This is a genomic window from Gordonia jinhuaensis, assembly GCF_014639795.1.
Lineage (GTDB): Bacteria > Actinomycetota > Actinomycetes > Mycobacteriales > Mycobacteriaceae > Gordonia_B > Gordonia_B jinhuaensis.
Window position 1 is genome coordinate 52,009 of the sequence record NZ_BMGC01000009.1, and the last position, 23,501, is coordinate 75,509.

Consider the following 23,501-nt stretch of genomic DNA (forward strand, 5'->3'; position numbering starts at 1 on the left):
GGTGCGTGCGGGGCCGCCGGGCCCGGCCGCTCGATACCCTCGACGGGGTGAGCCGATCAGCCGCACCACACCACGAGCAGCCCGACGAGATCTGTGTGCGCGGGGCCCGCGTGAACAACCTGCGCGACATCGACGTGGACATCCCACTGCGCGAGATGGTGGGAATCGCCGGTGTGTCGGGTTCGGGGAAGTCGTCACTGGCACTCGGTGTGCTCTACGCAGAGGGGTCGCGTCGCTACATCGAGGCGCTCTCGACCTACACGCGCCGCCGCATGTCGCAGGCGCCGCGTGCGGCCGTCGACTCGGTCGAACACGTACCCGCAGCACTCGCGCTGCGGCAACGTCCCGGACCGCCCGGGGTGCGTTCGACGTTCGGCACCTCCAGTGAACTGCTCAACGTGCTGCGGTTGATGTTCTCTCGGCTGGCCTCGCATGTGTGCCCGAACGGACACCATGTGCCGCCGACGATCGACGTCGCCGCCGAGGTCCCCTTCGACTGCCCGGTGTGCGGTGCGGCGGTCCACGCGCCGGGGGCCGAGGACCTCGCGTTCAACTCCCGTGGCGCGTGTCCCACCTGCTCGGGTACCGGGGTGGTGCGCACGGTGAACGACGCGGCGCTGGTCCCCGATCCGGGCAAATCACTCGACGAGGGTGCAGTGGCACCGTGGAACATGTTCGGGTTCAACGTCCAGCCGACGATCGCCGCCGAGTTCGGGGTCCGTACCGACGTGCCGTGGCGTGACCTCACCGACGACGAACGACAGATCGTGCTCGACGGACCCCAGGAGAAGAAGCACATCACGGTCACGTCGAAGAAGGGTGTCCACGATCTGGACTTCACCTTCCGCAACGCGCGCCTGACCGTCACCGAGGAACTCAAACGCGCCGACAACGAGAAGCGGCTCGCGCGGGTGAGCCGATTCCTCATCGAGGGCACCTGTCCGACGTGTGACGGCACCCGTCTCAGTGCTGCGGCCCGGCGTCCCACGATCGGTGAGCTCAACCTGGCGCAGGTGACCGCGATGACCCTCGATGAGGTGCTGGTCTGGGCGCCGAGCGTGGAGTCGACGCTGCCCGACGACATGCTGCCGATGGCGGCCGCCCTGGTGTCCACCCTGGGCGAGATGGCGCGTCGACTGGTCGAACTGGGCCTGGGATATCTGGCCCTCGACCGGGCCGGGGCGACCCTGTCGACCGGTGAGCGCCAGCGGGTGCAGCTCGCACGAGCCGTGCGCAATGCCACGACCGGGGTGCTCTACGTGCTCGACGAGCCGTCGATCGGTCTGCATCCGGTGAACGTCGACGGTCTGATCGGCGTGATGAACGATCTTCTGGCCGATGGAAATTCGGTGGTCTTCGTCGACCACGACGTACAGATCCTGCGACAGGCCGACTGGCTGGTCGAGATCGGCCCCGGATCGGGGAGTCAGGGCGGCAAGGTGATCGCCGCCGGCACCCCGGCTGCACTGCATGATGAGCCGGCATCGCTGCTGGCAGGATTCCTCGACGGCACCGAGACGGTGGTGGTGCGCGACCGGGCGCCGGCCGAGGAGGTCTTCGAGTTCGGCGCGTTCGCACTGGTGACATCGGCGATCCATACAGTCGCCCCGCTCGAGGTCGACTTCCCCAACCGGCGACTGGTCGCGGTGACCGGGGTGTCGGGGTCGGGAAAGACAACCCTCGTACTGGAATCACTGGTCCCCGCGTTGCGTGCCACCGCCGGCGCCCGCGGCGCCTACATGCCCGCCCATGTGCGCTCGATCGAGTTGCCCTCCGATGTCGAGGCCGCCAAACTGCGGGTGTACTTCGTGGATGCGACTCCGATCGGTGTCAACGTTCGCTCCACTGTCGCAACGTATTCCGGGGTGATGGACGATCTTCGCACGGCCTTCGCCGACACCGAGGCGGCTCGCGAGGCGGGGCTGACCGCCTCGGATTTCTCCTACAACACCGGCTCGCTGGCCTGCCCGCGCTGCGAGGGGACCGGGCAGATCTCGCTGGATGTGCAGTTCCTCCCGGATGTCGACATCGTCTGCCCCGATTGCGAGGGCAGTCGCTATGCGCCGCGGGCCGACGACTTTCGCTATGAGGGGCATTCGCTGCCGGAACTGTTGCGGATGCCGGTCACCGATGCGCTCGGCGCGGTGTCGGGGCTCGCACGAGTCCGCAGACGCCTGCGCGCACTCGACGAGGTGGGCCTGGGCTACCTCACGCTCGGGGAGGCGACACCCGCACTGTCGGGGGGTGAGGCCCAACGCCTCAAACTCGTCAACCAATTGCACCGCAACCAGACCGGGGCCGTCTTCGTGCTCGACGAGCCGAGCGTCGGATTGCATCCGCTCGATGTGCGGACGCTGGTCGGGGTGCTCACCCGGCTGACCGATCGTGGTGCGACGGTCATCGTCATCGAACACGATCTCGACGTGATCGCCAACGCCGACTATGTGATCGACATGGGTCCCGGCGGTGGTGAACAGGGCGGGCGGGTCGTCGCGACGGGCACTCCCGCGCAGGTCGCCGCTGACCCCGCGTCGGTCACCGGCACCTTCCTCACGCAGCTGGAGTGATCCGGCCGGCGGTCAGTCGCCGCCCGACAGCTCACGCGCGAATCCGACATTTCGGGACCTTCGCCCCCGCGCGGGGGACCTAGGCCGCTGGGAGGTGGGGGCTGATCGGAGACAAGCTTGTGAACCATGGTTGCCGAACCGATAGCCGTTCCGAGAGCACGTGTTCCGTCGCCGGTCCGGCCGTATCCGCGACGGCGCGGTGTGCACGGAACGTTGCTGTACCGCGCGTTGTCCACCACCGACCACAAAGACCTCGGCGTGATGTACATCGTCGCGGCCTTCGTCTTCTTCGCCATCGGTGGTCTCATGGCGTTGCTGATGCGGGCCGAATTGGCCTATCCCGGTATGCAGTTCCTGTCCACCGAGCAGTTCAACCAGCTGTTCACCATCCACGGCAGCATCATGCTGCTGCTCTACGCGATGCCGCTGGCCTTCGGCTTCGCCAACTACATGCTGCCGATCCAGATCGGCGCTCCCGACATGGCCTTTCCCCGTCTGAACGCGCTGGGCTACTGGTTGTTCGTCTTCGGCGGCCTCGTGGTGGCAGCCGGCTTCCTCAGCCCCGGTGGTGCGGCCGACTTCGGCTGGACCGCCTACACACCGCTGTCGGACTCGGTGCACTCACCCGGCGTGGGTGCCGATCTGTGGTTCCTCGGGGTGGCTGTCGGCGGTGTGGGCACCATCCTCACGTCAGTCAACATCATCACCACGGTGGTCTGTCTGCGGGCTCCGGGTATGACGATGTTCCGGATGCCGATCTTCACCTGGAACATGTTCGTCACGTCGCTGCTCGTGCTGCTGATCTTCCCGCTGCTTGCCGCGGCGGTCCTGGGTATCGAGGTCGACCGGCAGTTCGGTGCCCACCTGTTCGACCCGGCCAACGGCGGAGCGCTGTTGTGGCAGCACATGTTCTGGTTCTTCGGGCATCCTGAGGTCTACGTGCTGGTACTGCCGTTCTTCGGGATCATCTCCGAGATCATCCCGGTGTTCAGCCGCAAGCCGCTGTTCGGCTATTCGGGGCTGGTGTTCGCGACCCTGGGCCTGGCCGCTCTCTCGGTGGCCGTGTGGGCGCACCACATGTATGCCACCGGAGCGGTGCTGTTGCCGTTCTTCTCCTTCATGACCTTCCTGATCGCCGTCCCCACCGGGGTGAAGTTCTTCAACTGGATCGGCACGATGTGGAAGGGACACATCACCTTCGAGACCCCGATGCTGTGGGCCACCGGCTTCCTCGTGACCTTCCTGTTCGGCGGTTTCAGCGGGATCCTGCTCGCCGCACCACCGTTGGACTTCCAGCTGTCGGACACCTACTTCGTGGTCGCACACTTCCACTACACACTGTTCGGCGCGATCGTGTTCGCCGCATACGGCGGCATGTACTACTGGTTCCCGAAGATGACCGGGCGCATGATGAACGAGAAGCTCGGCCGATGGCATTTCTGGCTGACGTTCGTCGGCTTCAACATGACCTTCCTCGTGCAGCATTGGCTCGGCACGATGGGTATGCCTCGCCGCTACGCCGACTATCTGCCGTCGGACGGTTTCACCACACTCAACGAGATCTCCAGTCTCGGCGCGCTCATCCTGGGTATCTCGGTGCTGCCGTTCTTCTGGAACATCTTCTCCAGCTACCGCTATGGCGAGGTGGTGACCGTCGACGACCCGTGGGGATTCGGCAACTCGCTGGAGTGGGCGACCAGCTGCCCGCCGCCGCGGCACAACTTCACCGAACTGCCGAGGATTCGTTCGGAACGGCCGGCTTTCGAGTTGCACTACCCGCATATGGTCGAGCGACTGCGGACCGAGGCGTATTACGGCAAGGGTCATGGCGGGGGCAAGAGCCACGGCGGTGGAAAGGGCCCCGGTGCGGAGGCATCCGGTGGGGACGAGATCCATCGCGGGGGCGAGATCGACGGGCGTGACATCGACGGGGGTGACGGTTCGAGCACTGCTCCCCGCGAGGTGCTGACCACCTGAGATCCGCCTGAATCACCTGTGACTCGGTCGCCCGGAGATGTGATCTCCGGGCGACCGGGTCGTTGTGCAGGGTCGTTGTGCAGGGTCGTTGCGGCGAGTCGTTTCGCCGGGGCGTGCCGCGCGCGGGACGCAGCGTGCTCAGGCGCCGAGAACGCGTTCGAGATAGCGGTTGGCGAACACCCGCTGCGGATCGAATTTGTCTCGGATGGAGACGAATTCGTCGAAGCGCGGATACTGTGCGCGCAGATAGTCCGAACCACGAGTGTGGAGCTTTCCCCAGTGCGGGCGGCCACCGTGACCCATCATGATGTGCTCGACATCGTCGAAGTACCCATCGGGGGCGTCGCCCACGTACCGGTGAACTGCCACATACCCCGATGCGCGACCGGTCGCCGTCGAGAGCATGAGCGAGTCGGCGGCCGCGGCACGTACCTCGATCGGGAAGCTGACACGATAACCACGGCGGTCGATCATCGACCGCACCTCCCGCACCGCGTCCGGTACTTCCTCGAGCGGGATCGAGTACTCCATCTCCCGGAAGTGCACCCTGCGCGCCGAGATGAACACATCGTGTGAATCGGCGACGAACGTCCGTGGCGACAGGGCATTGCCCACCACCGTGTTCATCGTCGGCGTGAGCGCAGGGATCCTGGCGTCGAGTGCGCACACCACACCGAGGACGCGATTGCTCAGCACCTCGTCGTCGAGAAACCGCCGCAGCCGCGACGGTCCCTCGATCTGCGCATCGGCAGGCAGACGGGTGTTGGTCTTGGTCATCGTAGCGGTGGTGTGCGGGAACCAGTAGAACTCGTAATGATCATGTGCGGCAACGTTGTCGAGGAATGAATCGAGGACCTCGTCGACATGGCCGGTGCCCTCGTCGGCACGGATACGGAATGTCGGAACGCATTGCAGGGTGATCTCGGTGAGCACTCCCAGCGCACCGAGACCCAGCGCGGCCGCGGCGAGCAGTTCGGGCTCGTCGTCGGTGACGCGCACCTCGGTACCGGTGCCGTCGACCAGTGTCACGCCGCGGATCTGTGTGGCGATGCCTCCGAAACCAGCTCCGGTTCCGTGTGTTCCGGTGGACGTGGCACCGGCAATGGTCTGCCGGTCGACGTCGCCGAGGTTGGCCATCGCCAATCCGTACGGTGCCAGAAGTGCCGGGATCTCGTGGAGATGAGTGCCTGCGCGCAGGGTCACGCGACCGGTGGCCGTGTCGGCGTGCACGAGACCGCGCATCTTCGACATGTTCAGCTGCACACCAGGAGCCACGGCGATGCCGGTGAAGCTGTGGCCCGCGCCGACGGGTTTGACGGTCAACCCCCGCTCGATCGCACCTCCGATGATCGAGGCGACCTCGGCGGTATCCGCCGGTGTCGCGACCGCGCGCGGGACCACCGACTCGGTGCGACCCCAGTTCCGCCATGGCGTTGACGGCGATGTGACTGTCACAGAAAACATTTCCCTTCTCCACGGTAGGTGGGGACCGTGTCGACGACCTCGCCGTCGGACACCACCACGATCTCGTTCGCATGCTCGCTGATCTCACCGGATTTGGTGTGGCGGAACCACACCCGGTCGCCGATGGCCAGCCCGTCGGCGGCGTCACCGAGCAGCGGTGTCTGCACCTCGCCGGCGGCTTCGCGCTCGGCATAGGAAAGTCCTTGCGGCCACACCGGTTTCGGCAGTCTGGTCGCATCGGGTGGTCCGGAGGCGATCCAGCCGCCGCCATGACAGGTGACGACGCCGGGGCCCGGTCGGCGGACCACCTGCAGACCGAAGCCGACGGCCGGCGCGGGCTGGAAGTGGGCGTAGGTGTCGAACAGGTGCCCACCGAAGAAGCCACTGCCTGCGGCGATGTCGGTGACAGACGGGTCGGTCGAGGTGACCTCGAGCGAGCCGGTGCCGCCCCCGTTGACGAACTCCAGATCGGCGATCTCGCGCAGTGCTCGAATTGTCCGCACGCGTCGGCGGATCAGCTCGGACATCGAGATCCGCTGCATGGCAGCGATACCCAGGTTGCGCAGCTTCTTACCACTCACACCATTGCCCATCCCGGCCACCTGTGCCTCATACGACATGACCCCCACCAGGGCGAAACCCGGCCGGGAATCGATGGCGCGGGCCAACGCCACGGCCTGATCGGTGGTGTGAACGGGGGAGCGCAGCACGCCGAGGTGACCGAGAACGGGGGCGTCGAGGGAGGCGTCGAGGTCGATCGCCACGCGCAGTGCCGGACGCGTGGCAGGCGGCACGATCGCGTCGACGAGGTCGAGATGATCGACCGAGTCGACGAGCAGCGTCACCCGCGCGGCAGCGATCTCGTCGCCGGCCAACGCCGTCAACGCCTGGGAATCGGCCGTCGGATAACCCATGAGCACATCGGTGATGCCGGATTCGGTAGCCAGCCAGATCGCCTCGGCGAGGTCGTAGGCGAGTACCCCGGCGAACCCGTCGCGGGACAGGATGTCGTCGATGACGCTGCGAACCCGCAGCGACTTCGACGCCACCCGGATGGGTACGCCGCCGGCGCGGCGGCGGAGGTCGGCGATGTTGAATTCGAGTGCGGCGGAGTCGAGTGCGACCACCGCGCCGCCGAGTCCCGCCTTGGCGACCGCGCGGTCGAGGCCGGCCCAGTCCTCGGGCGGGCGCGGTGACGTCGCGGCCTCGGTGATGGACACACTCATCGTGCACCTGCCTTCTCGTGTCGGGTGGTCGGCGCGGGGCCGACCTGCGAACTGCCGGCGGGCCAACCGGCCTGCTGGGAACTGCTGTCGTGGGCACCCGGGGCGCCCAGCGCCTGTGCGGCCAGGATCTGCGCACCCATCTCGGCGGTCCGGTAGGCGGTGGCGGCATCGAAAGTCGACAGATATCCCGAGGTGATGCCGTCGGTGATCGCCACCGCCAGGGGAGCCAGCTGGTGCGGACTCGTCGACATCGTCACGCCAGTGGTCGTCTCCACGAAGGAGAGCAGGTCGAGTGCGAGCCGGTGGTAGCGGTCGTAGATCTCGGCACCCCATCGGTGCAGCTCCGGCGTCACTCGCGCATAGGCCGCCAGCGCCAGCATCGCCTGTTCCCTGGCCGGATCGGCGACCACCGCGTCGACGTATCCGCGCATCGCCCGCCGGAAGTTCTCGCGCACCGACACCGCGGCGCCCACACCGGGATCGACATGTGTGGTCAACGCGGTCAGCTCGGTCTCGAGCGCCGTCTCGACCACCGCGTCGAGCAGTTCCATCCGCGAGGTGAAGGCGTAGTGGAAGCTCGCCTGCGGCATCTGCGCCTCGGCACAGATCGCCCGCGTGGTCGCGGCCTCGACGCCATGCGCACCGATGACCCGGAAAGCGGCGTCGACCAGCAGGGATCGGCGCTCGTCGAGAGACAGTCTCGGCATCGGTGACCCCCTTCACGAGGATGGCCGAGGACGTCGGCACGGCGCTGTCGCGATGAGTTGGGCAGGTGACCCAGTCCATGTCAGGTTAATGCATGTGAGCCAAAACCGTACAGGTGTCCGGCGCTTCGTACCTGCGGATCACATGCATGAGGGCGAGCCGGGAGGTCGGCACCTGCCGGGATACGCTGAGCAGACGATGCGTTCGAACCACCCGCACCCACGCGAGGGCGCGCAGGCGGTGGGTGAGAGGGGAGTCCGGTGAGCACTGCGCAGGCCGATACCGTCGACGTCCGTACCGGATTGACCTCTGCGCAGGTTGCCGATCGGGTCGCGCGCGGTCAGGTGAACCGCGTTCCCGACAAATCCGGACGCACGGTCGGCGACATCGTCAAGGCCAACGTGTTCACCCGGATCAACGCGATCCTCGGGGTGCTGTTCATCCTCGTGGTGCTCACCGGTTCGCTCATCAACGGACTCTTCGCGCTGCTGATCATCGCCAACAGTGCGATCGGCATCATCCAGGAGATCCGCGCGAAGAAGACCCTCGACAACCTCGCGATCGTCGGTCAGACGCGCCCGTCGGTGCGCCGCGACGGCGTGGTGACACAGATCGGCACCGACGAGGTGGTGATCGACGACATCATCGAACTCGGCCCGGGCGATCAGGCAGTCGTCGACGGCGTGGTCGTGGAGGCCTCGGCGCTCGACGTCGACGAATCTCTGCTCACCGGGGAATCCGACGCCCAGGACAAGTCGCCGGGCGACAAGATCATGTCCGGTAGCTATGCCGTCTCGGGGTCGGGAGCCTATCGCGCGGAGAAGGTCGGCGCCGACGCCTACGCCGCCCAGATCACCGGCGAGGCGGGAACGTTCACGCTGGTCAACTCGGAGCTGATGAACGGGATCAACCAGATCCTCAAGGTCATCACCTGGCTGCTGATCCCCGCCGGAGTGCTCACCATCGTCAACCAGCTCGTCGTCAGCCGCAGTGGGATCCGGTCGAGCATCCTGGGCATGGTCGCCGCACTGGTCCCGATGGTGCCCGAGGGTCTCGTGCTGATGACCACCATCGCGTTCGCGGTCGGTGTGATCCGGCTGGGTCAGCGCAAGTGCCTGGTCAACGAGCTCCCGGCGATCGAGGGCCTCGCACGCGTGGACACGGTGTGCACCGACAAGACCGGCACACTCACCGAGAACGGCATGAAGCTCTCGCAGGTCGACCCGGTCGCCGGTGCGGAGGCGGCCATCGCGGGGGTCTCGATCGACGACGTCCTCGCGGCGCTCGCGGCGAACGATCCGCACCCCAACGCCAGCATGCAGGCGATCGCCGATGGGCTCCCCGATGCCCCGGACTGGTCGGTGACCGCCATCGCGCCCTTCTCCTCGGCCAAGAAGTGGAGCGGGATGTCGTTCCGCGACAACGGCTCGGGTGACAGTCGTGGCAACTGGCTGCTCGGCGCCCCCGACGTGCTGCTCGAGCAGGGCAGCGATGCGGCCGCGCGTGCGGAGGAACTGGGCTCGAGCGGGCTGCGCATCCTGCTGCTGGCCGGTACCGACGTGCCGGTCGACACCGACACCGACGATGGGCTCACCGCGCCTGGACATGTGGTGGCGGTGGCGTTGATCGCGCTGGAGCAGCGGGTGCGACCAGATGCCGGTGCGACCATCGAGTACTTCGGTGAGCAGCATGTCGCGGTGAAGGTGATCTCCGGCGACAATGCGGTGTCGGTCGGTGCCGTCGCCGCATCCCTCGGACTGGGCACCATCGAATCGTCGGTCGACGCCCGCACGCTGCCCACCGACCAGGACGAGCTGGCTGCCGCGGTCGAGAAGGCGACCAGTTTCGGCCGCGTCAAACCCGAGCAGAAGCGTGCGATGGTCAATGCGCTTCAGGCACACGACCATTCGGTGGCGATGACCGGAGACGGCGTCAACGACGTACTCGCGCTCAAGGATGCCGACATCGGCGTCGCGATGGGGGCGGGTAGTTCCGCTGCCCGTTCGGTGGCGCAGATCGTGTTGCTGGACAACAAGTTCGCCACTCTGCCCTATGTGGTGGGCGAGGGCAGGCGGGTGATCGGCAACATCGAACGCGTGTCGAATCTGTTCCTCACCAAGACGGTCTCGGCGGTGGTGCTGGCGGTGCTGGTCGGTGTGGGCGGCATCGCCGCGAAGATCTTCGGCTTCTCGGCCATCTCCTACCCGTTTCAGCCCATCCACGTGACGATCTCGGCGTGGTTCACCATCGGCGTGCCCGCTTTCGTGTTGTCGCTGGCGCCCAACAACGAACGCGCGCGCGACGGCTTCGTGCGTCGGGTGCTGCGTCTGGCGATCCCCTCGGGTGTGGTGGTCGGGGTGGCGACGTTCGTCTCCTATCTGCTGGTGTATCCGGGCGCGAGCGCGGCCACCATCGGCGGCAAGGACTCGGTGGCGATGACACCGGATCAGACCCAGGCCGCGACCACGGCCCTCATCACGATGATCGCCATCGCGTGGTATGTCCTCGTGGTGGTGGCTCGGCCGTACAACTGGTGGAAGATCGTTCTCCTGGTGTTCTGTGCGCTGGCCTATGTGGTGATCTTCACGGTGCCCTTCTTCCAGCACATGTTCTCCCTCGACCCGAGCAACCTGCACAAGACGGCAATCGCCTTCACCTGCGCGATCGTGGGCATGGTCTGCGTGGAGATCACCCACCAGTTCACCAGCCGACGCCTGGCCGCCGACGATGCCGCCGACGACGCTGCGCATGGCTTCACCCAAGCGTCCTGAAACACGTCGATCGACCGCTTCTCGTGGGGCCCGTCGAGGGTGTTTGGGATCGACGTGCGGTGGGCTGTGAGTGTGAAGAGAACGTCACGGTTCGGGGCGATTCGCACGAGACCGCCGGTTTGCTATCTAGAATTCCCTTATGGATTTCAATGGCATGGTGGACAAGGCCAAGGGACTGCTGAGCCAGAACAAGCAGTACATCGACAAGGGCGCCGACGCGATCGACAAGGCGACCAAGGGCAAATATCACGACACCGTGGAGAAGGGCCGCGACGCCGCCAACAAATACGTCGGTGGCGACGAGAAGACCGACGAGAAGACCGGGCCGAGTACCCCCGAACAGTCCCCGGGTACACCCGCCCCGGAGCAGCCGAAGGCGGCCGAGCAGACCCCGCCGCAGCCGAAGGGGGAGGGCGAGCCGCCCACCTCCTGAAGCCCGGCATCCGCAATTCGCACGGTGCGGGACCCCGCACCGTCGAGCGCGTTGTGCGGGTCTGTGCGCTTGTCCTGGTGTCGATGGTGGCCGTGTCGGGCCTGGTGTCGTGTTCGACCGGTCGGCAGGATGCGATACGGCAGACCTCCTCGGCGACGTCAGGTTTCACCGCCCCGGCGCCGGTGTCGGGATCGGCTGCCACCAATGAGCCCGGAACCGTCGTGTCGCGCAACGTCTTCGAAGGCTCGGGTTCGCTCGCGGGATTGCGTGGCTACCGTGTCGTGTACAGCTCCACCGCCGGTTATGCCCCGATCGGCACCGAGGTCTCGGGAGTGGTGGTGGTCCCGCCCGGCGACCCACCCGTCGGCGGCTGGCCGATCATCGCCTTCGGCCACGGCACCACCGGCACCACCCCCGATTGCGGGCCGTCGGATCATCCGGATCTGCTCGGGGAATCGGGGACCGTCGCCGACCTCGCCCGCGCTGGCTACGTGGTGGCCGCCACCGACTATCAGGGGCTCGGCGCGCGGGGCAACGGCGACCCCGGACACCCCTATCTCGAGCCACGCACCGTGGCGCACAACATGATCGACATGGTGCGGGCGGCCCGCACAGTGGTGCCGCAGACCTCACGTGAATGGGCTTCCTTCGGCTCGTCGCAGGGCGGGCGGGCCGCCTGGGCGGCGGCCGAGAGCGCGTCGGACTATGGATCGGACCTCGACTTCGTGGGCGCCGCCGCGCTCGCCCCCGCCGCCGACACGGCACCGCTGGTGACCGTCGACCACCCGCCGACGTTCACCTACCTGCAGAAGTCGTTCCTGCCGATGATCATCGACGGACTCGCCGTGGTGTATCCGACGCTTGACCGTTCGCAGTTCATCCGGGGTCAATTAGCTGCTCACACAACTGAATTCACCAGCTGTCCGCCCAACCGGGCGATCGTGCGGTATTCGGCGCTCACCACGGTGGCACCCGGGGATGCGACGATCGCCGACCGGTCGGCCAGGCTATGGCTGCACACTGTGCTCTCGTCATGGGCGCTGCCGCAACGTCGGGCCGCCGGGCCGATCCTGGTGATCAACGGCAGTGACGACCAGATCGTCGCACCCGACCCGACCACCGGCGCGGTCGCCCGCGCGGTCGCGATGGGCGACGACATCACCCACGAGGTGAGACCCGGGCGCGGACACACCGATCTGCACGCGACCGATGAGGTACTGACGTGGTTGAGTGAGCGATTCGCCGATCACCTCCAGCACGGGTGACGCGCACGGCTAGGGTGATCAACTGTGCCCAAGGTGACCCAGCAGGTCGACGTGACGATGTCCGCCGACGACGCGTTCGCAGCCGTCTCCGATCTCGCCGGCTACGGCGACTGGCTGACACTGCACGGTGGGTGGCGGACCGACCCGCTGCCCACGCCCGACGATTTCGCCGCCGGCCTGCGGGTCGACTCGGTGATCGTCATCAAGGATGTGCGGATGCCGATCGCATGGAAGGTGGACAGTTACGATCCACCGAAGAGGGTGCGGTTGAAGGGAAGCGGCAAAGGCGTCAAGGTGTCGCTGGACCTGTCGGTGACGCCGACCGACTCGGGTTCGCAGATCGTGTTCGCCGTGGACCTCGGCGGGATCGCACTGTTCGGTCCGGTGGGCAAGGTGGTGGCGTTCGGCGTCGGCGAGAACTGAAGACCTCCCTCGCGCGATTCGTGTCGATCTACGACGACGCCTCGGCCTGAGCGGCATCGCCGCCTGAGTGTCGGCGCGGCATGTACACCAGCGGCATGTGCACCAGTGACATGTACACCAGTGACACCGCTACGGGCCACCGACCGCGTATAGCCGGTCGGTGGCCCGTAGCCATGTCATCTGTGTACGCTCGCGCGTCGCCTACAGGATCGTGAGCATCTCGTTGTAGGTGGGCAGCGGCCACAGGTCGTCGGCGACCATCGTCTCGAGGGAGTCGACCGCATCGCGGACATCCGACATCGCCGGGATGAGGGTCTCCAGCGCGTACTGCGACTCCTCTAACTCGTTCTCGCCGTGGAAGTCGGCGATCGCCTTGTCGAGGGTGGCCATCGACGAGGTGAGGGTGGCGATCGCCTCGGTGACCTCGGCGAGCATCGGCACCGGCGCCTCGATCCCGGCGGCCTTGAGCGCAGCCGCGGTACCGGCGAGTTCACCCTGATAACGCACCGCGGCGGGCAGGATCATCGTGGTCGCGATCTCGGAGGATTCCTTGGCCTCGACCAGCAGGGTGAGCGCGTAGTACTCGAAGATCACGTCTTCGCGTGCCTTGAGTTCCCGGGCCGAGAGCACACCGTACTTCTCGAACATCTCCACCACCTCCGGCGAGGTGTATTCGGTGACGGCGTCGACGGTGGTGCGCAGGTTTTTCAGCCCGCGCGCGGCCGCCTCGGCCTGCCACTCGTCGGAGTAGCCGTTGCCGTTGAACACCACCGCACCGTGATCGATGAAGATCTCCTGCAGCACCTTCTGCACCGCGTCGCCGAGCTCCATACCGTCGGACAGCAGCCCCTCCAGCTCCGTCGAGATGTAGTCCAGTGAGTCGGCCAGGATCGTGTTGATCGCGACCATCGGGTCGGAGATGGACTGGTTGGAGCCGGGTGCGCGGTATTCGAACCGGTTGCCGGTGAAGGCGAACGGGCTGGTCCGGTTGCGGTCGCCCGGATCGGCCTTGAGCGGCGGGAGGGTGTCGACACCGAGTTCGATTACGCCGGCCTGCTTGGAGCCGGTGGCCCCGCCCTTGGCGATCTGCTCGAAGACATCCATCAGCTGGTCGCCGAGGAAGATCGAGATGATCGCCGGCGGCGCCTCATTGGCGCCGAGCCGGTGATCGTTGGATGCCGAGGCGACCGCCGCGCGCAGCAGACCGCCGTGCAGATGCACGGCCCGGATGATGGCGCCGCAGAACGTCAGGAACTGCATGTTGTCGTGCGGGGTGTCGCCGGGGTTGAGCAGGTTGCCCTGATTGTTGTTGCCGAGCGAGAAATTGACGTGCTTGCCCGAGCCGTTCACACCCGCGAACGGCTTCTCGTGCAGCAGACACTTCATTCCGTACTTCTCGGCGACGCGCTTCATCGTCGTCATCATCAGCTGCTGATGATCGTGGGCGAGCACCGACCGCTCGAACACCGGCGCGATCTCGAACTGCCCGGGTGCGACTTCGTTGTGTCGCGTCTTCGCCGGGATGCCCTGTTTGAACAGTTCGCGGTCGAGTTCGATCATGAACGCCAGCACTCGGTCGGGGATTGCACCGAAGTAGTGGTCGTCGAATTCCTGACCCTTGGAAGGCTTGGCGCCGAACAGGGTTCGGTTGGTTGTCATCAGGTCGGGGCGGGCGTAGTAGAAGTGCTCATCGATGAGGAAGTACTCCTGCTCGGCACCCGCGTAGGACACGACGGTGTCGACGTCGATGTGTCCGAATAGTTTGAGCAGGCGGCTGGCCTGCTTGCTCATCGCCTGCTGCGAACGCAGCAGCGGGGTCTTCTTGTCGAGTGCCTCGCCGGTCCACGAGATGAAGATCGTGGGGATGCACAGGGTGTTGCCGTTCGGGTTCTCCAGGATGTAGGCGGGACTCGTGACATCCCAGCCGGTGTAACCGCGCGCCTCGAAGGTGCCACGCAGACCACCATTGGGGAAGCTGGACGCATCGGGCTCACCCTGCAGCAGTGTCTTGCCGGCGAATTCCGCGAGGGAGGCGCCCGAGGAGTCGGGTTCGAGGAATGAGTCGTGCTTTTCGGCGGTGAAACCGGTGAGCGGGTAGAAGACGTGGGCGTAGTGCGAGGCGCCCTTCTCGATCGCCCAGTCCTTCATCGCCGAGGCGACGACGTCAGCGATGGTGGGATCCATCGGTGCGCCGTTGTCGATGGTGGCCATCAGCTTCTTGAACACGATCTTGGGGAGTCGCGCCTTCATGACCGAGGTGCTGAACACGTTCTCGCCGAAGAGATCTCCGAGATACTCGTCGGTCACGCAGTCCGGCAACGCGAAGCCGGTCACGGCATCGATGGCTTGACGTCGGGAAAAGCTGCCACTCATTGGCATCGCTCCTGCAATTCGTCCTCCCACCTGATGGCGGGGAGGCACTGGGGCTCCCACGCTATGAGCGGGGTGTCGCCGCAGCGTTGCGCATATGTGAAGTGCGTGAAAAGCGCGAAGCGGTCGCTGAATTGGAGCGCCGGGGATGTCGATACGAACTGAAGCTAAGGAGTGCGCAAGACAGCGACAGGGCCACGAGACGACAGGGCCACGAGACGACAGGGGCACAAGGCAAGGCACCCGTCCGACCATCGTGAGGCGCTGGTCGGACGGGTGCCCGGACTCCCGCATGTGCGGGGCTGTCTACATATGCGGTCGGTGACCGCAGGTCAGTGGATCAGCTGGCGGCTGAGCCGACCTGACTGACCTCCCAGGCGTGATACGACGCCGGGTCGATGCCGAGGATGCGCAGACTGTCGGCGGTGGGTACACCCTCGCCGGTGAGTCGGCGAACCAACGGGAACAGGGGTTCGGGGTTGTCGGGCAGTTCGCGGAAGTACTGTGCGACGCGCGCGTGGACGATGGTTGCAGGGTCGACGTGAAACGGCCTGTCCGGTAACGGCGTGGCCATCTCGATCGAGGGGTTGAGTTCCATGCGTAACCTCCGCAGGAAGTAGTTGACCTGCTCACATCGTATTACTACATCGCAACTTTCCGATAGAGAATTTCTCGAATCCGTGACATGTGGGACCTGTGATGCTCTCTGTGACAGGCGGGAGTGGTGACGAGGGACTTTCGTCCCGGTGGCCCGGTGATTTGTGGTCCGAGTGCTACACGATTCGTGACCGAAAACTCACGGGCGTACAACTCACGGGCAGACAACTCACGGGCAGACAACTCACGGGCAGACAACTCACGGGCAGACAACTCACGGGCATGGCCACCTGATGGTGACCATGCCCGTGGGTGATTCTGTCGGTGCTGTGTGTGCGGCCGGCTGTTCAGCCCGCGACGCCGACGGGTACATCGGGGGCGCCGGTGGCCTCGGCCGGACCGTCATCGGAATTCTGGCGTCGACCGATCAGCCAGAAGGCGACACCCGTGCCGACGAAGATGATCAGCGGGACCGCCTCGGTCAGCAGATAGACCCACCTCTCGGAGAAATCCCATCCGTCGGGCCGGTAGTCGGAGCCGAACCAGGAGTCGCCGAGGCCGGGGAACAGCACCTGCACGGTGCAGAAGAGAATGAATGCCATCGCGATGACCGTCATCACGCCCGCGGCCGGCGCGCGGAAGGGGCGCGGTCGGTCGGGGTCCTTGCGTCGCATCATCACCACCGCCGGGAACAGGCCGATGTAGGACATGAGCGTGGTCGAGACGGCGAGCGAGAGGCCCACTGTGAAGAACTTGGCCGCGTTGCCGCTGGTGATCTCGGTGGCCGCGATGAAGACGATCGTGGAGACCACGCCGGAGAGGACGTTCACCCGGACCGGGGTGCCGTGCACGGCGGAGAACTTCCCGAAGAAGCGGGGGCCGGCCTTGTCGAGGCAGCTGACAGCCAGCGCACGGTCGGAGCCCATGATCCAGGTGAGGCCCGAGGTGAAGGCAACGATCACGATGAGGATGCCCATCACCCAGCCGATGGCCTCACCGGCACCGCTGAGGTGAGCGGTGGCGGTGCCGTCCTGCGCGGTGGTGACGCTGCCGCCGAAGACCGTCAGTGCCTGTTTGATGGCGTCGGGGAAACCCGCGAGTCCGCTGGCCTGGCTGGCGGGCAGCACCAGCAGGATGCCCAGCACCGGCAGTGCGTAGAGCACGCCGACGGTGACCAGCGATTTGGCGATTCCCGACGGCACATCCTTGGCCGCGTCGGTCATCTCGTCACCCGATGCGCTGGGCAGCTCGAATCCGACGAGGCTGAACAGGATCAGCGGGACGAGTGCCACAAAGCTCGAGAAGCTCGGCTTGAGGTCGCCGGCACCGATGCCGTGGAGTCCGTGTTGCGAACCGTAGAGCACGATGACCAGCGCGAACACGCCGAGCAGCGCGAAACGGGCGAAGGCGCCGATGGTCGAGATCCACTTGCCGACCCGGAAGCTGAGGATCGCGAAAAGCACACCGGCCCAGATGAACAGCATGCCGAAGACGTAGAGGAAGACCTTGCCGAAGTCGCTGTCGTTGTTGAAGAACACGGTGAGTCCGCCGATGGCGGTGCCCACGAGCGTGCCGCCCATCCACACCGGGTTGGTGACCCAGTAGAGCAGGTTGTTCACCGCCGCAGCCAGATGCCCGAAGGCCATCCGCGTCCAGACGTACGGACCGCCCTCGTCGGTGTAGGTGGCTCCGAGTTCGGCCAGCAGCAGCGCGGCCGGTCCGGCGAACAGGATCAGACACACCACCAGCCAGGTGAAGCCGGCTCCACCCTTGGTCGCGAGTGTGCCGAGACCGTCGACGCCGAAGAGTGTGCAGACGAGATAGAAGAAGATGTCGGTGCGACCGAAGTGCTTCTGCAGCTTGGACAGCTCTTGGTCGGTACTCGCGGGAAGGTCGACGTTCTCGCGACCGGCGGGAATGGACGTCATCGGTGAGGTCAGCTTTCGTGTCCGGCCGTCGGGCCGTCTGATTGAACGATGACTCAGTGTTGACGAGCAATGTTGCCGGTATGTTTCCAGAAGATGTGAAAACTATTGTGCCGCAATGGTTTAGAGATGCAAAAGCAAAAGTAATGAGATGGTCTGATGTGGCGAGCTGTGAGACTGGTACGGATGTTCCACAGCGCGCCGGAGGGTGGTGGGGATGTCAGACGCTGCAACTGCATGACTCTCGTTGACAACAGAGAGGGCGCACACCGGCCAGAGGCCGGCAGGAATGTCACACAGTGCCAATGTCACACAGTGCCCCCGGCAGGATTCGAACCTGCGACACCCGCTTTAGGAGAGCGGTGCTCTATCCCCTGAGCTACGAGGGCGACACGTCGAGCTGACCGGCCCGGCGGTACGGCGACCGCGGTCGGCCCGACCGACACGGGGAGTCTACTTGAGTGATCCGTGGAGCCGGCATGGCGCCTCTGCCTGGCTGCGGTGAATCGGTGAGTGGTCAGTAGGAACGGTCGCCGCACGACCGCGAACATGCTGTCGCGGAGTCGGATTCGGAGTCGTCGGCACGACTCACACGCGGCCGGATGCGGTCGAACACGTGGATCTCCCCGGTGGTGTGCACCCGGTCTCGCACCGCCTCTCGGCCGGTGAAGAAGTGATAGCCCATGGCCCGGGTCTCGTCCATGGTCGGGGTCTCACCCATGGTCGGGGTCTCGTGGTAGTCCAGCGCCTGCTGATCGAGTCCCCGCTGATCGGCCCTCGCCCAATCGCGCGAGCCGAGAACCGAGTCCCCGTGCCGAGTCCCAGCGGTGTCGAGGTCCGCGGCATGCCCGCGCTGCCTGCGGGCCACCATCTCCGCGGGGGCATGCAGTTCGTTGGACTCGACCGAGCGCCGCGCCTCGTCGGATCCGAACATCGCGACGAGAACCGCACCGACGACTGCCAGGAGGAAACCGGTGACACCGAGCCAGCCCAGGCCGTCGACGGTGGTGTCACCGAGCAGGGCGACACCGACGATGCCGGGTACCGCGGTCTCGCCGACCACCATGGCCGACGTCGAACCGTTGACCGCACCGAGCTGCAATGCGACAGCGTGCAGATAGAAGCCGAAGGCCCCGGCGATCGCGATCGTCCAGGCTGCCGGATCCGAGAGCAGGTTCACGAGGGAGAACGGTGCCACGCCGTCGAGGACGCGCACGGCCACGGCGATTGCGCCGAACAGCACGCCCGAGGCCGCACCGGCGAGCACTGAACCCGCTCGTCCCGCGTGGCGTACCACCACGAGTGAGATGACCACCACGGCGATCGTGGCCAGCAGCAGCTCCCAGCGGAAGGGCGCCGAGACGTGGGTGCGGCCACCGTCGTGTGCGGCGACACCGAGCATGCACAGCGCCACGATCACCAGGGCCATCGCGGCCCAGTCGCATCCGTGCAGTCGGATACCCAGGAGCAGTGCGCCGAGGATCGCGGTGATGATGAGGTTGCCCGCCACGATCGTCTGCGACAGGAACAGCGGCAGCGTTCGGGCAGCGCCCGCGCCGGCCGCGAATCCGAGGATGTCCATGATCGCGCCGATGATGAACGCGCCGGTCAGGGCGGCCGCGATGGTCGACTTGAGAGTCGGCCCGCCGGTCTCGGTGACATGTGACCCGGCCTCGGCGGGGGTCCTCGAGGCGTGTGCCGCCTGACGGGCGCCGACGGCCTGCAGTACCGACGACAATCCGTACCCGATGGCGGCGACAACGGCGAGCCCGACTCCGATGATCACGGCCGCTCCCCTTCCGGTTTCTCCCAGCTTCGACCCAGACAGATAGTTTCAACAGGTAACTATCCGCCTTCATTCCGCGTGGGTCAAAAAAGTCTCCGAGTTCGTGAACCAATTCGGTCGCTCATTCGTTCCCGCGCTCCGCGCATGGGGGATGAGGCGTCGATCACCGGCCAGGATCGACAGCGGTGTCGCTCGGCTGGGGTCGGGTGTGCGCGCGCTCTCCGGCCGGGCGGGTCATGCGTGAGCTGGTCTGGTCGTGCTTAGGCTGGGCGGGTCATGCGCACACTACGACTGATCGGGATCGGACCCGGCGATCCGAACCTCCTCACGCTGGCCGCGGTTGATGCGATCGCCGCCACTGACGTCTTCCTGCTGATCGACAAGGGCGCCTCGACCGGCGAGCTGGCCGACATACGCCGCGACATGCTCACGCGCTTCGCAGGCTCCGATCATCGCGAGGTCACCGTGCCCGACCCGCCTCGCGACCGCGATCCGGCCGACTACGACGCCGAGGTGCGGCGCTGGCACGGCGAACGCGCGAGGCGGCTCTACGCGGCGCTGACCGGGTCGGTCCCCGCCGACGGGTCGGCGGCGATCCTGGTGTGGGGTGATCCCGCGCTCTACGACAGTTCGATGCGCCTGGCCGACGACATGGTCGCCACCGCCGCCGCGGCCGGAGAGCTGCTCGACGTCGAGGTGATCCCCGGTGTCACGAGCGTCTCCGCACTCACCGCCTCGGCACGTGTCCCGGTCAACCGGATCGGTGAACCGATCCACATCACCACCGGACGGCGACTGGCGCAGACGCCGGTCGGCGCCGACCGCAACCAGGTGGTGATGCTCGACGCCCACTGCACCTTCCGCGAGACCGCGAACGCCGACGACCTGATCTGGTGGGGCGCCTATCTCGGAACCGACCACGAGGTGGTGATCGCCGGCGAGGTGGGCCAGGTGGGTGAGCAGATCGCGGCGACGCGGGAGCGTCTGCGCGCCGAATACGGCTGGATCATGGACATCTATCTGCTACGCAAGCCATGAGCCGTACCTGCCGGACGGGTCGGTACGGCTCTGCACGCCGTCAGACCGCGCTCACCAGATCGGCGCGATCGCCTCGAGGATGTCGTCGGCGATCTCGCGTCGCGCGATGAGGAAGTCGGTGCTGTAGGGCACAGGCTGGTTGTAGACGAGTTCGGTCCCGTCGAGCCGGCTGCAGTGCAGTCCCGCGGCCAGCGCGACGCCCACCGGTGCGCAGTTGTCCCACTCGTGCTGGCCCCCGGCGTGGATGTAGGCGTCGGCGTCACCGCGCACCACCGCCATCGCCTTCGCGCCCGCCGAACCGATACGCAGTGGTGTCAGACCCAGTCGCATCGCGGCGGCCTCGGCCGGCATCGAATCCCAGAAGCGCGGTGAGGCGAGCCGCCCGGTCAACGGTGTGGTCGGCTCGGTGACCGTGTCGGTGCCGAACAGTTCGCCGGTCGCGGGCAGACAGACCGCGGAGTCGGCGGGGCGACCGTCGATGGTCAGCGCGATGTGCACGGCCCAGTCGTCGCGACCGGCAGAGAACTCCTTGGTCCCGTCGAGCGGGTCGATGATCCACACGCGTTCGGCACGAAGTCGTGCGGGATCGTCGGCGGCTTCCTCCGACAGCACCGCATCGTGTGGCCGGTGCACCGAGAGAACCGCCGAGATCCATGCCTGCGCCATCGCATCGCCGAGGTCGCCGAGCAGACTTCCGCCGACCAGGCCCTCGTGCCGGATCGCCGTGAGGATGTGACCGGCGCCCTCGGCGAGATGGGCCGACAACTGTGCATCATCGAACCGCGCACCGTCGAGTGGGCCCGTCTGGCGTGGACTCATCGGCTCACATACCTTCCTGCTCGACCAGACAGGGTGTCGTCTGCGATGAAGGCACCCATGCCCAGTGCTCCTGTAGAGCACACTAGAGGTATGCCCGAACTTCCCGAGGTCACCGCGATCGCCGACTACGTGGACGGGCGTGCGGCAGGTCTGCCGATCCGGCGCATCGACGTCGCCTCGCTGTCGGTACTCAAGACCGCCGACCCGCCCATCACGGCGCTGGCCGGACGCACCGTCGAGCGTGTCTGGCGGATCGGCAAGTACCTCGTGTTCACCACCGTCCCGGGTCCGGGTGCCGCACCTGAGGCGGACGGCGAGATCCATCTGGTGATCCATCTGTCGCGGGCGGGTTGGCTGCGCTGGTCGCAGAATCTGTCGCAGACGCCGCCGCGGCCAGGCGGCAAGGGGCCGATCGCGCTGCGGGTGCACTGTGGGCTGCCGGGCGAAGGATTCGATGTGACCGAGGCGGGTACCCAGAAGCGACTCGCGGTATGGGTGGCGCGTACGGCGGCGGGAACCGACCACATCCCTGATGTGGACAAGATCGCCTCGCTCGGACCTGACGCGCTGGCGCTGTCTGAACCGGAGTTCGCGGCCACGATCTCCGCGGCGACCGGCCGGATCAAGAATGTTCTCACCGACCAGCGCGTGATCGCCGGCATCGGCAACGCCTACAGCGACGAGATCCTGCACACCGCCAAGATGTCGCCGTTCGCGTCGGTGAAGACACTGAGCGACACGGCCTTGGCCGACCTCTACTCGGTCATGCGGTCGGTTCTGCTCGACGCCATCGCACGGCTGGAAGGTCAGGAGGTCGCGACGATGAAGAGCGAGAAGCGATCTGGGCTCCAGGTGCACGGGCGCACCGGCATGCCGTGTCCGGTGTGCGGGGACACCGTGCGTGAGGTGTCCTTCGCCGACCGCTCATTCCAGTACTGTCCCACCTGCCAGACCGGCGGCCGGATCCTCGCCGACCGTCGGATGTCCCGGCTGCTCAAGTGAATTCGGTCGATGACCGGCGTGAACACCCGGAGTTCGACGCGCTGCCGCCGGGACTGAGGCTCAACCAGACCCAGTTCATTGCCACCCACAACTCATGTCATCGGATCCCGGTACCCGACGAGCGATTCCCGTGGCTGCTCGGCGCCGACCTCGACAGCTACCGCTACGACCACCTGCCGTTTGCACGACAACTCGGTGAGCAGAATGTGCGCGGACTCGAGCTCGACCTGTACCCCGACCCCGACGGCGGTCGGTATCGCCGCCCACTGGCCCGACGGTGGCGTGGGAGAGGTGAGATCGGCGACCCCGCACTGGCGAGACCGGGAATCAAGGTGATGCACGGACCCGACGAGGACTATCGAACCGTGCGTGCGGGACTGGTCGGCGCTCTCGAGGACATCGTCGGCTGGTCGGCTGCGCACCCGCACCACGTCCCGCTGGTGATCCAGTTGGAGCTCAAACGCGGGTGGCCGTTCTCGCGCCTGGTCGGTGGCGTCGGGGTGCCGTCGTGGTCGGCACCCGGCGGGTCGGCGAGTACGGGAGCCCACGCGGCGGCCACCGCACTCGACGAGCTCGACGACACCCTGCGTGCGGTCGCGGGTGACCGGTTGCTGGTGCCCGACGATCTGCGCATCGCGGGAAAGTCCCTGCGAGCCAGTGTGCTCGAGGACGGATGGCCGCTGGTCGACGACATCCGTGGCCGGATCATCTGCTTTCTCGACGCCGGCGACGAGAATTCCTCCCATCACCGCCGTACGCGTGCGGCCTACACCCGTGATCGTCCGAATCTCGAGGGTCGGGTCGCCTTCACCACGCCCGCCCCCGATCAACCCGACGCCGCGATCGTGATGCGCAACGACCCGCGCGGGGAGTCCGCCGACCACATCAGGGCGCTGGTGGAGCGGGGCTTCGTGGTGCGTACCCGTGCCGACGTACCGGTGTCGACAGCCAAACGCAACGATCACGCCAGGGTGCGGTGTGCGCTCGACTCCGGGGCGCAGATGATCTCCACCGACTTCCCGGTCGCTGGGCGTGCGTTCCGTTGGGGGGACGGCACTTTCGTGGCGCAGCTACCCGGAGGGGTCAGTGTGCGACCGAATCCGGTGACCGCGGCGGTAAGGTCGCCGACATAA

17 protein-coding genes and 1 tRNA gene are annotated in these 23,501 nt (G+C 66.4%); 9 read left to right on the plus strand and 9 right to left on the minus strand.

From position 1 onward, the window contains the following. The first annotated feature begins 47 nt into the window (after positions 1 to 47). Together IEW22_RS08450 and ctaD are read left to right on the plus strand one after the other, a co-directional pair. Complete coding sequence (locus IEW22_RS08450) at positions 48 to 2,567, plus strand: excinuclease ABC subunit UvrA (RefSeq protein WP_229742311.1); 2,520 nt, start codon at positions 48 to 50, stop codon at positions 2,565 to 2,567. A gap of 126 nt (positions 2,568 to 2,693) precedes the next feature. After that, positions 2,694 to 4,544 carry an aa3-type cytochrome oxidase subunit I gene (gene ctaD / locus IEW22_RS08455; protein WP_188586177.1) on the plus strand — a complete coding sequence of 617 codons (1,851 nt, stop codon included), beginning with the start codon at positions 2,694 to 2,696 and terminating at the stop codon, positions 4,542 to 4,544. A gap of 138 nt (positions 4,545 to 4,682) precedes the next feature. Here ctaD and IEW22_RS08460 read toward each other — a convergent pair whose 3' ends face one another. Genes IEW22_RS08460 through IEW22_RS08470 form a run of 3 tightly spaced genes read right to left on the minus strand, consistent with a single transcriptional unit; the run spans position 4,683 to position 7,941 of the window. Next, positions 4,683 to 6,008 carry a D-arabinono-1,4-lactone oxidase gene (locus tag IEW22_RS08460; protein WP_188586178.1) on the minus strand — a complete coding sequence of 442 codons (1,326 nt, stop codon included), beginning with the start codon at positions 6,006 to 6,008 and terminating at the stop codon, positions 4,683 to 4,685. After that, on the minus strand, positions 5,996 to 7,234 hold the full coding sequence (locus tag IEW22_RS08465) for an amino acid deaminase/aldolase (RefSeq protein ID WP_188586179.1): 1,239 nt from the start codon (positions 7,232 to 7,234) through the stop codon (positions 5,996 to 5,998). The genes IEW22_RS08460 and IEW22_RS08465 overlap by 13 nt, the downstream gene beginning before the upstream one ends. Then, entirely contained in the window at positions 7,231 to 7,941 is a 711-nt protein-coding gene (locus tag IEW22_RS08470; protein ID WP_188586180.1) for a TetR/AcrR family transcriptional regulator, read from the minus strand. The genes IEW22_RS08465 and IEW22_RS08470 overlap by 4 nt, the downstream gene beginning before the upstream one ends. Positions 7,942 to 8,199: 258 nt before the next feature. On the opposite strand from IEW22_RS08470, the gene IEW22_RS08475 reads away from it, so the two are divergent. The 4 genes from IEW22_RS08475 to IEW22_RS08490 all read left to right on the plus strand — a co-directional run bounded on the left by IEW22_RS08475 (position 8,200) and on the right by IEW22_RS08490 (position 12,831). Continuing rightward, positions 8,200 to 10,710, plus strand: a complete 2,511-nt coding sequence (locus tag IEW22_RS08475) for an HAD-IC family P-type ATPase (protein ID WP_188586181.1) — start codon at positions 8,200 to 8,202, stop codon at positions 10,708 to 10,710. Between the two features lie 139 nt (positions 10,711 to 10,849). Next, positions 10,850 to 11,143, plus strand: coding sequence for an antitoxin (locus tag IEW22_RS08480; protein ID WP_188586182.1), 294 nt, complete (start codon positions 10,850 to 10,852; stop codon positions 11,141 to 11,143). Positions 11,144 to 11,226: 83 nt separating this feature from the next. Further along, on the plus strand, positions 11,227 to 12,408 hold the full coding sequence (locus IEW22_RS08485; RefSeq protein WP_188586183.1) for a lipase family protein: 1,182 nt from the start codon (positions 11,227 to 11,229) through the stop codon (positions 12,406 to 12,408). A gap of 24 nt (positions 12,409 to 12,432) precedes the next feature. Further along, on the plus strand, positions 12,433 to 12,831 hold the full coding sequence (locus IEW22_RS08490; protein WP_188586184.1) for a type II toxin-antitoxin system Rv0910 family toxin: 399 nt from the start codon (positions 12,433 to 12,435) through the stop codon (positions 12,829 to 12,831). Positions 12,832 to 13,032: 201 nt separating this feature from the next. On the opposite strand, the gene IEW22_RS08495 is transcribed toward IEW22_RS08490, so the two are convergent. The 5 genes from IEW22_RS08495 to IEW22_RS08515 all read right to left on the minus strand — a co-directional run bounded on the left by IEW22_RS08495 (position 13,033) and on the right by IEW22_RS08515 (position 19,509). Then, positions 13,033 to 15,204, minus strand: a complete 2,172-nt coding sequence (locus IEW22_RS08495) for a glutamine synthetase III family protein (protein WP_188586185.1) — start codon at positions 15,202 to 15,204, stop codon at positions 13,033 to 13,035. A 337-nt stretch (positions 15,205 to 15,541) separates the two neighbouring features. Next, positions 15,542 to 15,799, minus strand: a complete 258-nt coding sequence (locus IEW22_RS08500; RefSeq protein ID WP_188586186.1) for a hypothetical protein — start codon at positions 15,797 to 15,799, stop codon at positions 15,542 to 15,544. Positions 15,800 to 16,145: 346 nt separating this feature from the next. Then, positions 16,146 to 17,726, minus strand: a complete 1,581-nt coding sequence (locus tag IEW22_RS08505) for an APC family permease (RefSeq protein WP_188586187.1) — start codon at positions 17,724 to 17,726, stop codon at positions 16,146 to 16,148. 313 nt (positions 17,727 to 18,039) lie between these two features. Further along, positions 18,040 to 18,112, minus strand: a tRNA-Arg gene (locus tag IEW22_RS08510). 128 nt (positions 18,113 to 18,240) lie between these two features. Next, complete coding sequence (locus IEW22_RS08515; protein ID WP_188586188.1) at positions 18,241 to 19,509, minus strand: EamA/RhaT family transporter; 1,269 nt, start codon at positions 19,507 to 19,509, stop codon at positions 18,241 to 18,243. 276 nt (positions 19,510 to 19,785) lie between these two features. Here IEW22_RS08515 and cobF point away from each other — a divergent pair, with 276 nt between their 5' ends. Continuing rightward, positions 19,786 to 20,547: a precorrin-6A synthase (deacetylating) gene (gene cobF, locus IEW22_RS08520; protein ID WP_188586189.1), complete on the plus strand. Its 762-nt coding sequence runs from the start codon at positions 19,786 to 19,788 to the stop codon at positions 20,545 to 20,547. A 51-nt stretch (positions 20,548 to 20,598) separates the two neighbouring features. Here cobF and IEW22_RS08525 read toward each other — a convergent pair whose 3' ends face one another. Continuing rightward, positions 20,599 to 21,366 (minus strand): 3'(2'),5'-bisphosphate nucleotidase CysQ, encoded by a 768-nt coding sequence (locus tag IEW22_RS08525; RefSeq protein ID WP_188586190.1) that lies wholly within the window; start codon positions 21,364 to 21,366, stop codon positions 20,599 to 20,601. Positions 21,367 to 21,456: 90 nt separating this feature from the next. Here IEW22_RS08525 and IEW22_RS08530 point away from each other — a divergent pair, with 90 nt between their 5' ends. Together IEW22_RS08530 and IEW22_RS08535 are read left to right on the plus strand one after the other, a co-directional pair. After that, complete coding sequence (locus IEW22_RS08530; RefSeq protein ID WP_188586191.1) at positions 21,457 to 22,368, plus strand: Fpg/Nei family DNA glycosylase; 912 nt, start codon at positions 21,457 to 21,459, stop codon at positions 22,366 to 22,368. Continuing rightward, a complete protein-coding gene (locus IEW22_RS08535; protein ID WP_188586192.1) occupies positions 22,365 to 23,501 on the plus strand; it encodes a Ca2+-dependent phosphoinositide-specific phospholipase C in 1,137 nt (378 codons plus the stop codon). The genes IEW22_RS08530 and IEW22_RS08535 overlap by 4 nt, the downstream gene beginning before the upstream one ends.

Coding starts and splice junctions, on each gene's coding strand:
- IEW22_RS08530 (WP_188586191.1), top strand. CDS start 21,457: ATGCCCGAACTTCCCGAGGTCACCGCGATCGCCGACTACGTGGACGGG.
- IEW22_RS08525 (WP_188586190.1), bottom strand. CDS start 21,366: ATGAGTCCACGCCAGACGGGCCCACTCGACGGTGCGCGGTTCGATGAT.
- IEW22_RS08485 (WP_188586183.1), top strand. CDS start 11,227: ATGGTGGCCGTGTCGGGCCTGGTGTCGTGTTCGACCGGTCGGCAGGAT.
- IEW22_RS08505 (WP_188586187.1), bottom strand. CDS start 17,726: ATGACGTCCATTCCCGCCGGTCGCGAGAACGTCGACCTTCCCGCGAGT.
- IEW22_RS08500 (WP_188586186.1), bottom strand. CDS start 15,799: ATGGAACTCAACCCCTCGATCGAGATGGCCACGCCGTTACCGGACAGG.
- cobF (WP_188586189.1), top strand. CDS start 19,786: ATGCGCACACTACGACTGATCGGGATCGGACCCGGCGATCCGAACCTC.
- IEW22_RS08460 (WP_188586178.1), bottom strand. CDS start 6,008: ATGTTTTCTGTGACAGTCACATCGCCGTCAACGCCATGGCGGAACTGG.
- IEW22_RS08480 (WP_188586182.1), top strand. CDS start 10,850: ATGGATTTCAATGGCATGGTGGACAAGGCCAAGGGACTGCTGAGCCAG.
- IEW22_RS08470 (WP_188586180.1), bottom strand. CDS start 7,941: ATGCCGAGACTGTCTCTCGACGAGCGCCGATCCCTGCTGGTCGACGCC.
- IEW22_RS08465 (WP_188586179.1), bottom strand. CDS start 7,234: ATGAGTGTGTCCATCACCGAGGCCGCGACGTCACCGCGCCCGCCCGAG.
- IEW22_RS08495 (WP_188586185.1), bottom strand. CDS start 15,204: ATGAGTGGCAGCTTTTCCCGACGTCAAGCCATCGATGCCGTGACCGGC.
- ctaD (WP_188586177.1), top strand. CDS start 2,694: ATGGTTGCCGAACCGATAGCCGTTCCGAGAGCACGTGTTCCGTCGCCG.